The sequence below is a fragment of the Citrobacter sp. Ce104 genome (assembly GCF_030334595.1).
In the GTDB taxonomy this organism is placed as follows: domain Bacteria; phylum Pseudomonadota; class Gammaproteobacteria; order Enterobacterales; family Enterobacteriaceae; genus Citrobacter; species Citrobacter europaeus.
The window spans coordinates 1-213 of record NZ_JAOWDP010000015.1 but is presented as its reverse complement, the minus strand read 5'-3'; the positions used below and the strand labels follow the sequence as shown (position 1 = coordinate 213).

The 213-nt window shown below is 46.9% G+C and carries 1 pseudogene; it reads right to left on the bottom strand.

What is annotated here, in order from left to right:
• Nucleotides 1-213: pseudogene (locus tag OGW16_RS00860) on the bottom strand (T6SS immunity protein Tli3 family protein); the annotation flags it as partial.

Sequence of the window (213 nt, the reverse complement as noted above, 5' to 3'; positions counted from 1 at the left end):
TCCGGCAGGTTTTGATAGTTGGCCTTATAACCTTCCGTTAAATGGGCTAAAGATGCTTTCATAAACACCACCGTTCCCCAGGCATCACCTGGAGATTCAGGTCTTATATGGCCGTTCACATACTCGCCACCGAATTTATGCTTGCCTGGTCTGTAGAGATAATACGTGTCATCAAAGTATTGATAATCTATACCCGGTCCACCCGGCGCCAGA